At 64.7% G+C, this 11,846-nt stretch carries 10 protein-coding genes; 7 read left to right on the forward strand and 3 right to left on the reverse strand.

Annotation, left to right across the window (positions count from 1 at the left end; all coding sequences use genetic code 11):
- Positions 1-2: 2 nt before the first annotated feature.
- From THIVI_RS05315 to THIVI_RS05325, 3 genes are all read right to left on the reverse strand, one after another.
- A complete protein-coding gene (locus tag THIVI_RS05315) occupies positions 3-617 on the reverse strand; it encodes a hypothetical protein (RefSeq protein WP_014777608.1) in 615 nt (204 codons plus the stop codon).
- Positions 618-676: 59 nt separating this feature from the next.
- Entirely contained in the window at positions 677-1,840 is a 1,164-nt protein-coding gene (locus THIVI_RS05320) for a hypothetical protein (RefSeq protein WP_014777609.1), read from the reverse strand.
- Between the two features lie 263 nt (positions 1,841-2,103).
- On the reverse strand, positions 2,104-2,529 hold the full coding sequence (locus THIVI_RS05325) for an FxsA family protein (RefSeq protein WP_014777610.1): 426 nt from the start codon (positions 2,527-2,529) through the stop codon (positions 2,104-2,106).
- Between the two features lie 114 nt (positions 2,530-2,643).
- Here THIVI_RS05325 and cutA point away from each other — a divergent pair, with 114 nt between their 5' ends.
- From cutA to accC, 7 genes are all read left to right on the forward strand, one after another.
- Positions 2,644-2,973, forward strand: coding sequence for a divalent-cation tolerance protein CutA (gene cutA, locus THIVI_RS05330; RefSeq protein ID WP_014777611.1), 330 nt, complete (start codon positions 2,644-2,646; stop codon positions 2,971-2,973).
- Positions 2,952-5,357, forward strand: a complete 2,406-nt coding sequence (dsbD, locus tag THIVI_RS05335; protein WP_014777612.1) for a protein-disulfide reductase DsbD — start codon at positions 2,952-2,954, stop codon at positions 5,355-5,357. Before cutA ends, dsbD begins: the two co-directional genes overlap by 22 nt.
- Entirely contained in the window at positions 5,354-5,935 is a 582-nt protein-coding gene (locus tag THIVI_RS05340; protein ID WP_014777613.1) for a TlpA family protein disulfide reductase, read from the forward strand. The genes dsbD and THIVI_RS05340 overlap by 4 nt, the downstream gene beginning before the upstream one ends.
- Before the next feature lie 20 nt (positions 5,936-5,955).
- On the forward strand, positions 5,956-9,108 hold the full coding sequence (locus THIVI_RS05345) for an ATP-binding protein (protein ID WP_014777614.1): 3,153 nt from the start codon (positions 5,956-5,958) through the stop codon (positions 9,106-9,108).
- A 296-nt stretch (positions 9,109-9,404) separates the two neighbouring features.
- The gene (aroQ, locus tag THIVI_RS05350; protein ID WP_014777615.1) at positions 9,405-9,866 is read left to right on the forward strand and encodes a type II 3-dehydroquinate dehydratase; all 462 of its coding nucleotides are present in this window, start codon (positions 9,405-9,407) and stop codon (positions 9,864-9,866) included.
- Between the two features lie 2 nt (positions 9,867-9,868).
- Positions 9,869-10,324, forward strand: a complete 456-nt coding sequence (gene accB, locus THIVI_RS05355) for an acetyl-CoA carboxylase biotin carboxyl carrier protein (RefSeq protein WP_041447324.1) — start codon at positions 9,869-9,871, stop codon at positions 10,322-10,324.
- A gap of 177 nt (positions 10,325-10,501) precedes the next feature.
- A complete protein-coding gene (gene accC / locus THIVI_RS05360) occupies positions 10,502-11,845 on the forward strand; it encodes an acetyl-CoA carboxylase biotin carboxylase subunit (protein WP_014777617.1) in 1,344 nt (447 codons plus the stop codon).
- The last annotated feature ends 1 nt before the right edge of the window (position 11,846 follow it).

Raw genomic sequence — 11,846 nt, forward strand, 5'->3', positions numbered from 1 at the left:
CCTCATTGGTCCTGGAGATCGTCGTGATTCTTCGGTCGGCGACGCGGCAGAATGCGCGTTGCCGGTTCGACCTCGATCGCACTGTAGGCACGCTCCTCGGCGGCCAGCCGCTTGGCATTGATCATCTTCTCCTGACGCACCCGCACCGTGTAGCCCAGCGCGGCCCCGCCGGCGGCGGTGAGCGTGATCAGGCCCAGGGTCATGAATTGAGCGACCATCATGGCCACGCCCAGACCGACCGTCCCCCCGACCACCACCCCGGTCTTCAGACTCATGCCCGCCGAGGCGCGGTTGCGCGCCTTGGCCGCGAGGCGCTCATTGGAACGCCCGTCCTTGGCCCGCTGCTGCTCGGCCTTGACGCGGATCTTTTCGCGCTCCTTGGAAAAACGCTCGCTGAGACGCGAGACCGCGCGATGCCGGTCCGCGTAGACGATGGTGTTGAACCAGAATGCCACCAGCACCCCGATCGCCCCGCCGAGCAGGGCAAACAGCGGCCAGGTCACCGACCAATCGGTCTTGAGCGCGGTATAGACCAGGAGCAGGGTGACACCCTGCAGGAGCAGGATGCCGATCAGAAACCGGATGAAACTGCCGAGACTGTCGGGGATGATGTTCATGGATGACTCGGATCGCCTCCTTCTGGCGCTCGATTGCCGGGCCGGACTGGCCAGGATGCTTAAGTCAGGGATGGCGCACGGAGATCTCCCGTGTGCGCTTCGGCGAAACGTCCGATCATGAAGACCCAGGCGTTTTGGATTTTCGTCTTGAACTCCGACATAACGGCCGGCTTCATCGGAAGTCCGAGCAAGCGGTCGCGGATCAGGAGCAGACTCTCGACCCGCCCGCTCGCTTCGGGCGGAATGGGACGATCATAGGCATCGACGATGCCATAGATGTATTCGGCCCCGATCATGGACAGGTCCGCCACCAGCCTGGGCGCGTCCTGGCCGGTTGGCGTAAAGCGCGGCTCCAGGGTCGAAATCAGAAAGGGTCCGGCACCCGTGTCCAGCGTTGCCGCCAACGGCGCATGCCCTTCCTGGCGCAGGGATTGCCCAAGATGGCGGCGCATATGATTCGACAGATCGACGGCGACCTGCTCGATCAGGGGACGTCCTAAATTCTCGGCGCTGATCGGCACCAGAAAGGCGGGCGTTTCGGGGGTTGGACCAGAATTGTTTTCATCCGAGGTGGTGACATAGGTCTCGATCACCCGAAAGAGTTCCCGATACCGCGCGGCATCGCTCTCGGAGGCGTTGGCGAACCCGCGTCCGAGGAGGACGAAGGTATAGATCCCATAACCGGGGATGGCGTCCTCGTAGAGCCGATTCAGCGCCATCGCGCTATCGAGTCGTGAGAAGTCGCCGGTGGACGGAAAATAGAGCATGCCGTAGGCCAGGATCTCCTCGGGCCGTGGGTCGGACTCCGTCATGCTGGCATGACGGGCAAGCCCCGCCTTTGCCGCGGATTGGATTTTGCGCGCGGCGCCGGAGCCATGAATGGAACGGGCGCGCGCGACGATCGGATCGAGGCTGTCCGGCCCTCCCCGCGTCACCATTTCGGTCAGGATGTCGGTGAGCGTCCCGCAATTGCCGAGCAGCAACGCCTCGGTTCCGGTGGCCGGATCGACCCCCGAGAAATACAGGTCAGCGACCAGGGATCGCAAAAAATGCCGGTCGCCGACCGCGCGCGGGTCGCCGCAGGCGTCGGCCACTTGTTTACGCAGCCGTAGCGGATCCGGACTATAGAGGTTGGAGACCACGCCGGCCTCGCCCGACACATCGGCTCCTGAAGCGGACCGATCACCGCCGGACAAGACCCTGGGCGCCTCCGGCAGAGGCATGGGGAATCGCCTCGTCGCGCCGTCGCGAACGTCGCCCGCCACGGCGTTCTCCGTAGCGGACGGTTGCAAGGTGCCACAGCCAGCCAGCAGCAGGAGCAGGAGCAGGCCCGGCAACAGCCAGCGCGAAACCGCGAGCGCAAACGGCCGCGCACGCCATGGCCTTGCGACGAAACAGGACACGGATGGTCGATGCGAGCGCTTCACGGTTCGAGGGTCTCAAACGGCAGTCTCAGGTGACAGGCATGATAGCGGATCGCGCGGCGCTAATCATCGCGTCGATAATCCCCCTCGATGATGCGCGGATGCTCGCCCCGGCCGCCAGGCGGCTGGCGGGACACCGGAACCAAATCGATCGAACGGCCGATGACCCAGCCCCGCAGCGGCGGGATCAAGAGCAAAAACCCGATACTGTCGGTGAGAAACCCCGGCAGCAGCAGGAAGAAACCGGCCATCAGCAAGAGCGCCCCGTCCAGCATCGCGAGCGCGGGCGCCTCGCCCCGGTCCAGCATCTCGCGCACGCGCAGAAGCACGCTGAAACCCTGATGACGCACCAGCAGGGTGCCGATGACCGCGGTTAGAATCGAGAGCCCGATGGTGGGCAGCGCGCCAATTTCGGAGCCGACCTGGATCAGAAAATAGATCTCGATCAGCGGCAGGCCGATCAGAATGACGAGAAAAAAGAGCACCATGACGTTCTCCAGAAAGATAAACCGCAACCGGCGTCGCGGCGCGCGAATTGGCGCCGATGGACGCAAGAATACAGACTATGCCAAACCGGAACCATGCAGGGAGAAAACCGACCGATGAATGCGCGTCACCGCCTGTTATTCTGCGCCTGTCCCGATCGGGAGACGGCGCTCGCGCTCGCCGAGCGACTGGTCGAAGAGCGGCTCGCCGCCTGCGTCAACCTGCTCCCCGGCGTCACGTCCGTCTACCGCTGGGAGGGCGAACTGCAACGCGAATCGGAGGTTCTGCTGCTGATCAAAACCGTCCGGGAGCGCGTCGATCCCGTCATCGCGCGGCTGCGTCAGTTGCATCCCTATGAGGTACCGGAGATGATCGCCGTTCCGATCACCGAAGGATTAGACGACTACTTGAGCTGGGTAACCACATGCGCCAACGAGCCAGACTGACCCCCGAGACCGAACACCCGGCGTCCCCGCGCGGCGTCACGACGCGGCGCCTCATCCCGCTCGTTCGGCGTCTGTACGTCCTCTTCGTCCTGCTGGCGACCGGCACCGGATTCCCCACACTGGCGCAGGACGACTTTTTGCTGCCTGACCAGGCCTTCCGCGTCTCCGGTCAGGCGGATGGCCCGGAGGCGGTGCATGTGCGCTGGGAGATCGCCGACGGCTACTATCTTTATGCCAACAAGTTCCGTTTCCAGTCCAAGACGCTCGGCATCGCCGTCGGCAACCCGGCACTGCCCGACCCGGAACTCAAGCAGGACGCGTTCTTCGGCGAGGTGTCCATCTACCGCGACCGGGCCGAGATCCGTCTGCCGATCGTCCGCGATCCTGGCTCGGAAGACATCCTAACCCTGGAAGTCGCCTCCCAGGGCTGCGCGGACGCGGGACTCTGTTATCCGCCGCACCGTCAGACGCTGCTGCTGGATCTGCCCGAGCGCACTGCCGCGCCAGCCGCCGCGTCATCGAGCCTCTCCGCCAGGGCGTCACCGCTTCCGGCCGACCTTGGGCCATCGCTGAGCGTCGGCGCGGATGACGAGATCCTCGCCGCCGAGGACGCCTTTCGCTTCCTCGCCGAGGTGACTGCGCCCGATCAGATCCAGTTGACCTGGAACATCGCGCCCGGCACCTATCTCTATCGGCATCTGGTCGAGGTCACGCTGGAAGACGGTGGCGAAACCGCCATCGGCGACTTCGAGCGACCGGCGGGCGACATCAAAAAGGACTCGATCCTGCCGGATGGCAGTCTCGGCGATATCGAGGTCTATCACGACCGGATCGATCTCGCCATCCCACTGCTACGCGGCTCCGCCGCCCCGACCGCGGTCACGCTGGTCGCCAAATACCAGGGCTGCGCCGACATCGGCATCTGCTACCCGCCGCAAACCCAGCGGATCACGCTCAACCTGCCGGAAGCCTCGGCGACCGTCGCGCGCCCGACCGAACTCCAGGCGAACGTCGCCCGCTCCATTCAGCCGATCTCCGAGCCAATTTCCGACCCGGCCGCCGAGCCGGTGTCCGAACAGGATCGGATCGCCTCGGTCCTCGCGGGCGGCAGTCTCTGGGCCATCGTCGCGGTCTTCTTCGGGTTCGGTCTGTTGCTGGCCTTCACGCCCTGCGTTTTCCCGATGATCCCGATCCTGTCCGGCATCATCGCCGGCCACGCCGCGACCTCGCCCGGCACGCCCATGACCACCCGCAAGGCGTTCACGCTCTCGCTGGTCTATGTCCTGGCGATGGCGCTCACCTATACCGTCGTCGGCGTGCTGGCCGGGCTGTTCGGCGCCAACCTCCAGGCGGTTTTTCAGAATCCCTGGATTCTGATCGCCTTCGCGCTGATCTTCGTGCTCCTGGCGCTCTCCATGTTCGGTTTTTATGACCTGCAACTGCCGTCGAGCCTGCAATCCCGGCTCGCCACCATCAGCAACCGTCAACAGGGCGGCACCCTGCTCGGCGTCGCCATCATGGGTCTGCTGTCGGCCCTGATCGTCGGACCCTGCGTCGCGCCTCCGCTGTTCGGCGCGCTCATCTATATCAGCCAGACCGGCGACGCCGTCCTCGGCGGGATCGCCCTCTTCGCGCTCAGTCTGGGCATGGGCGCGCCGCTCATCGCCATCGGCGCCTCGGCGGGCAAGCTGCTGCCCCGCGCCGGGGCCTGGATGGAGGCCGTCAAGGCCGTGTTCGGCGTCGCCCTGCTCGGGGTCGCGATCCTGCTGCTCGAACGCATCCTGCCGCCAGCGGTGTCCATGCTGCTCTGGGGCCTGCTCCTGATCTGCTCGGCGGTCTACCTGGGCGCGCTGACCCATCTGCCGCCCGGCGGCAGCGGCTGGAGCAAGCTCTGGAAAGGGTTCGGCGTCTTTCTGCTCGTCTACGGCGCACTGATGCTGCTGGGCGCCGCTGCCGGGGGCAAGGACACGCTCCAGCCGCTGCGGGGCCTGACTCCGCCCGGCGGCGGGGTCGCCCATGCGACCTTCCAGCGCGTCAAGACCAGCGCGGATCTCGACCGGGCGCTGACGGCGGCCAGGGCCGCCGGCAAACCCGTCATGCTCGATTTCTATGCCGACTGGTGCGTCTCCTGCAAGGAAATGGAACGCTACACCTTCAGCGATCCGGCGGTGATCGCGGAGCTGGGCCGCTTCGTGCTGCTCCAGTCCGACGTCACCGCGAATGACACGGAAGATCAAGCATTGATGCAGGGCCGCTTCGGCATCCCCGGACCGCCGGCCATGCTGTTCTTCGATCCGGCGGGCGAGGAACGCAAGGGCTACCGGCTGGTTGGCTTCACGCCCGCCGACGCCTTCGCGGCGCACCTGCGCCGGGCCGTGCCATGAAGCCAATCAAGGTGATCATGGTGACCTTCCTCGCCGGCGGGATCAGCATCGGGGCGGCCATCTTCGGGCAGCGCTGGGTGCTCGAAAGTCCGCTGATCGAGGGGCTTGGCAAGCGGCCTGAAACGGACATCCAGACCCTGCCGGACTTCCGCCTGCCCGACCTCAACGGCCATTTGGTCGCCAGTAACGCCTGGGCCGGCAAGGTTCTTGTGCTCAACTACTGGGCCAGTTGGTGTCCGCCCTGCGTGCGCGAACTGCCGCTGTTTATCCGCCTGCAAAACGATCTCCATGAATCGGGCGTGCAGTTCGTCGGGATCGCCGTGGACCGTGTCGAGGATGTCAAGCGCTTCGTCGCGGACGATCCGATCAACTATCCGCTATTGATCGCCGACGCCGATGCCGTTGCCCTTGCGAAACGACTCGGGAACCGAGTCGAGGGACTACCCTTTACCGTCATCTTCGACCGGCGTGGGCGAAGAGTATTCAGTCGGATCGGAGAGGTAACAGCGAACGAACTGGAGGCACGGCTTGCCGCATTGGTCGAACATGGCGGGCGTCAATCAACGCGCGTGGACTGAGCGATCCACGGAAATCGCGGATGCAAACCTTTGATCCGCTCGCCTCAAGCGCCCTGTCCTGGGCGCCATTCATCGCAACGGAGATTCTCCCCATGCACCACGAGCCAAGAATCCTGGAGCGATTGCAAGCGCTGCCTCATCTGTACGGGCGCGATCGGGAATTAGCCAGTCTGTCGAGGGCGCTTGAACGGCTCACGGATGAGGGTCTGCGGGCGCTCTTCGTGGCCGGCTACTCGGGCGTAGGCAAGACCGCGCTGGTCAACGATCTCCAGCGCCATCTGTCCCGAAGGCAGAGCCTGTTCATCCGCGGCAAGTTCGAGCAGTTCCAGCGCTATTGGCCGTTTCTGGCCCCGGCCCAGGCGCTGCGTCAGTTGTGTCAATGGCTGCTGGCGGAACCCGAGGCGGAACGCGCCCGGTGGCGTGATCGCCTCCTGGAGGGGCTCGGCCCGGATGCTGGCGCGCTTTTCGAGATACTGCCAGAACTGGCCGCGCTGATTGGCCCTCAACCCCCCGCGCCGAAACTTGGCTCGCTGGAGACGCAGATCCGTCTGCGCGCACTGCTGGTCACCCTGGTCCGCCAGATTGCCACGCCGACCCATCCACTGGTGCTGTTTCTCGACGACCTGCAATGGGCCGATCAGCCCTCGCTGGATCTCATCGGTGCCTTGCTGCAGGACAGCGCCATCAACGGCTTTCTGCTGCTCGGCGCCTATCGCGACAACGCGGTGGATACCGACCATCCGCTGTCCCGTCTGCTCCGCCAGCCGACTGCCGCTGGCGAACCGCCGCCGGTGCTGACCCTGACCGACCTGACGCCGGACGATCTGGCACTCCTGCTCGCCGATCTCTTGGACATGCAACCGGACGCCGTGCGCCCACTGGCGGCCGCGCTTCATGCCAAGACCGGCGGCAACCCATTTTTCACGCTCGAATTCATCCAGGCGCTCTCTCGGGATGGGGCGCTGCGCCCCGCCCCGGAGCCGGGCGCCTGGCACTGGGATACGGCGTCCATCGCCAGCCGTCCGGCCAGCGCCAACGTGGCGGACTTCCTCGCCGCGGGACTGACTGAATTAGAGGACGCAACCGCCGAGACGCTCGTCGCCGTCGCCTGCCTGGGCAATGCCTGCACCCTGGACCGGCTGGCGCTGGCCACTGGCACCGCGCCCGACGCGCTCGCCGGGCAACTCCGACCCGCGCTCGAACGCGGCATTCTCATCGCGCCCGACGCGAACGTTTCGCTGCGCTTCTGCCACGACCGGATGCAGCAGGCGGTCCACCAACTCCGCGACGACGCCTGGCGTGATCGACTCCATCTGGCCATGGCCCGACGTTTCGCCCAGGCCGGGGACGCTCCGGCGCATCGCTTCAGCGCCGCCGAACACTACGCGGTCGCGGCGGATCTGATCGTCGAGACCGCCGAGCGAAGCCGCGTCCGCGCGTTGTTTCTGAGCGCGGCCCAGCAGGTCCGTCAATCCGGTTCCTTTGCCGCCGCCGAACGCTTTCTGCGCCTGGGGATCGACCTGTTGTCCCCGGATGCCTGGCAAAGCGATCCCGACGCGACCTTTGCCCTGCATGCCGAACTGCATCTGGTGCTGTACAGCCTGGCCCGCCACGCCGAGGCTGACGAGACCTATCGGATTCTTGCGGATCATGCGTCTTCGCCCCTGCAACTGGTGGATCCGGCCTGCGTGCAGATGACGCATCTGTCCAACCGCGTCCTCTACTGGGAAGCCATCGAGTTGGGGCTAGCGCTTTTGGCTCGGCTTGGCATCGCGGTTCCGCTGGCCGATCTCGATCAGAGCCTTCAGGAACTACGCAGTTCATTTCCAGATATCTTCCTCGCGCACAAAGGAATGATTGCGTCTCTCCGAACCGACAGCGCCATCGAACGTCAACTAGAGGCTTTTTATCGTCATGTCACGGCGGGCGCGCTTGAACAACTGCCAAAGCGTCACGATCAAATCGACGAACGCCTGGCGGGCAGCGCCAAAGTCATTAACGCCATGATACCGGCGGCCAACTCCGCTCATCCGATGCTCGCACCCTGGCTGGTTCTGAGGGCGGGGCGGCTGTGGATCGAAAACGGCTATTGCGCCGCCACCCTCTTTCCGCTGGCCTGCATTGGCGTCACGGTCATTGGGCTACGCAGCGACTTCGCGACCGCTCAACGTCTCGTACAGGTCGCGCTGGCGGTGGGGACGACACTGGAAAACAGCCGCGAAACCGCCCGCGCCTGTTTCATCTACGCCAATTATATTGGCCATTGGCTGCATCCCATTGAAGAGGATGTCGCTCATGCACGGCGTGCTTTTGGAGAACTCTTGCGCGCGGGCGACCTAGGAGTCGCCTCTTACACCTTCTACGCTTCGCAGGCGGCCCTGCTGGACACTGGCGCTCATCTCGCAGAGATCCAGGCGGAGAACGCGGCGGCGTTGATGTTTGCTTCCAAGCTCGGACACTTGCATACAGAACAGTCCTACCTACCTTATCGACAACTGATCCGCGCACTGGAGGGCAAGACTGCGGGGCACGGTCGCTTCGAGGATGCGGATTTCGACGAGCAGGCGCATCAGGTGGCGGCACGGAGCAATCCAATGGCCCTGAGTTACTTCCACCTCTACCGCGCGCTGGCGGCCTGCCTCTTTCGCGATGAACAGGCGCTTGTCCATCATGCCGAGTCGGTCGTTGGACTGTGCATGCCGATCCACTGTCATTACGCGACAGCCCTCGTCAACCTGCTGCACTCGCTGGCGCTCATCCAACAGGTCCGAAGCACTGCCGAAACCGAACATCCCGCCCTGCTGGAACGCATCGACCTCAATCAGCGCTGGCTCAAGGCACGCGCCGCGGACGCGCCCATGAACTTCGACCATCTCCACGCCCTGGTGGACGCGGAACGGCTGGATGCGCTCGACCAACCCCAGGCGGCGCTCCAGGCATTCGAGCAGGCCATGCGCAAGGTATCCGAAGTTCGGCGCCCCTGGCACCGGGCGCTGATCGTCGAACGGGCCGGAGACTGCTTTCGGCGACGCGGAATGGAAGACACTGGCCGCCTCCATCTGACGCAGGCGCACGCGCTCTATACGCAGTGGGGCGCCCACGGCAAGGCGCGCGCGATGCGGGAGCGCCTGCCCTTCCTGGACGCCAGCGCGCTGGATGGCTCAAACGCCTGAAGGTGGCGCGCAACGTCGCGACCAGCCATTCCATCTTCACGTAGGAGCCCGCTTGCGGGCGACTTGCGGGCCTGCGGGTTTGCCGGGTGGCAGACTCAAAGGCTATTGGCAGGTCATGTCGCCCGCAAGCGGGCTCCTACGATGGCGGATGGCGCCAAAATGAGAACGACTGAGGGACGACGAACCGACTGGACAAAATTCCGTAAAATCCGCACAATTCGCGGCGATTTGTCGCCGTTCGCATCGAACTGGCCGCTACCCCCTAAACCGAAACCCTCTGAAAGGCAGCACGCGCGATGGCCGCGATTCTGGTCCTGAATGGACCGAACCTCAATCTGCTCGGCACCCGCGAGCCCGGACACTATGGCCGGACGACCCTGGTCGATATCCAGCGCGCGCTGGAAACCGCGGCCCAGGCCGAGGGCTATCGCCTCGACTTCATTCAGAGCAACGCGGAACACATCCTGATCGAGGCCATTCATCGCGCACCGCAAGACGACGTGCGATTCATCCTCTTCAATCCGGCCGCCTTCACCCATACCAGCGTCGCGCTTCGCGATGCCCTGCTTGCCGTCGCGATCCCTTTTATCGAGGTGCACCTGTCGAACGTGCACGCCCGCGAGCCATTCCGCGCCCACTCCTATTTCTCGGACATCGCGGTGGGCGTGATCAGCGGACTCGGGGCCGAGGGATACGCACTGGCGTTACGCGCCGCGCTCACGCGCCTGGCGCAGCAACCCACGAACGAGAAACCATGACCATGGATATCCGCAAGGTAAAGAAATTGATCGAGCTGCTGGAGCAATCCGACGTGGCCGAAATCGAGATCCACGAGGGCGAGGAATCGGTGCGCATCAGCCGTCATGGCACGGCACCGATGCCCTATTACATGCCCCAACCGATGCCAGGGCAGTTCAGCGCCCCGGTGGCGCCCGTGGCGCTGACCGTCGCGACCGACGACGACCCCTTGGCCGGACTCGATGGCGAGATCGTCCGCTCGCCCATGGTCGGCACCTTCTATCGGGCGCCCTCGCCCGGCGCCAAGTCCTTTGTGGAGGAGGGCCAGACGGTCCAGGCCGGCGAGACGCTGTGCATCATCGAGGCGATGAAAATCCTCAACCAGATCGAATGCGAGCAGGCCGGAACGGTGCGGCGCATCCTGGTCGACAACGGTCAGCCGGTCGAATACAACCAACCGCTATTCGTGATCGAATGACGATGAAACCCTGTCCAGCATGGCGCGCCTCCTGTTCCGAACGGCTCGGCCGCGACTGAACCGGCAGGCGTCGCCAATGGTCTGGACAGGGTTTGAATCACCCGTCAGCGCGCGGCCGGTCCGGCGCTTCCGTGGCCCAACCTGCCGCCCCCTACTGAAGACATCCCCATCATGGCAATGATCGAAAAGGTACTGATCGCGAATCGCGGCGAGATCGCGCTCCGCATCCTGCGCGCCTGCCGCGAACTCGGCATCAAGACGGTTGCTGTCCACTCCGAGGCCGACCGCGATCTGAAACACGTTCTGCTGGCCGACGAGTCCGTCTGCATCGGCCCGGCCGCCTCGCTCCAGAGTTATCTCAACGTGCCGGCGATCATCAGCGCGGCCGAGGTCACGGATACCGTCGCCATTCATCCCGGCTATGGCTTCCTGTCCGAGAACGCCGATTTCGCCGAGCGGGTCGAGCGTTCGGGTTTCATCTTCATCGGCCCGCGCCCCGAAACCATCCGTCTGATGGGCGATAAGGTCTCGGCCATCGCGGCCATGAAGACCGCCGGCGTGCCCTGCGTGCCGGGTTCCGACGGACCGATCGACGACAACAACAAAAAGCGCACCCTGGAGATCGCCCGCGAGATCGGCTATCCGATCATCATCAAGGCGTCCGGCGGCGGCGGCGGGCGCGGCATGCGGGTGGTGCACTCCGAGGCCACCCTGCTGAACGCCATTTCGCTGACCAAGGCGGAGGCCGCCGCGACCTTCAACAACGACATGGTCTACATCGAAAAATATCTGGAGAACCCGCGTCATGTCGAGTTCCAGATCCTCGCCGACCAGATGGGTAACGCCATCCATCTGGGCGAGCGCGACTGTTCCATGCAGCGTCGTCATCAAAAAGTCGTCGAGGAAGCCCCCGCGCCTGGCATCACCGAGGCGCAGCGGCGCGAGATCGGCGAACGTTGCGCCGCCGCCTGCCGCACCATCGGCTATCGCGGCGCCGGCACCTTCGAGTTCCTCTACGAGAACGGCCAGTTTTATTTCATCGAGATGAACACCCGGGTCCAGGTCGAGCACCCCGTCACCGAGATGGTCACCGGCGTGGATATCGTCAAGGAACAGATCCTGATCGCCGCCGGCGAGCCGCTGCGTTATGCCCAGAAGGACATCGTCATGCGCGGACACGCCATCGAGTGCCGGATCAACGCCGAGGACTCGGAGACCTTCATGCCGAGCCCCGGCAAGATTACCGAATTCCACGCGCCTGGCGGTCCTGGCGTGCGGCTGGAGACCCATCTCTACACCGGCTACACGGTCCCGCGGTATTACGACTCCATGATCGGCAAACTGATCACTCATGGCGAGGATCGCGAATCGGCCATCGCGCGCATGTGCAACGCCCTGCGCGAGACCGTCATCGACGGCATCAACACCAACATCAAGCTCCAGCGCGCCATCCTGCGCGACGGCGCCTTCCTCGCCGGCGGCGCCAACATCCACTACCTTGAGAAAAAGCTCGGGATGTAAG

Origin of the sequence: Thiocystis violascens DSM 198 (assembly GCF_000227745.2) — a bacterium.
Lineage (GTDB): Bacteria > Pseudomonadota > Gammaproteobacteria > Chromatiales > Chromatiaceae > Chromatium > Chromatium violascens.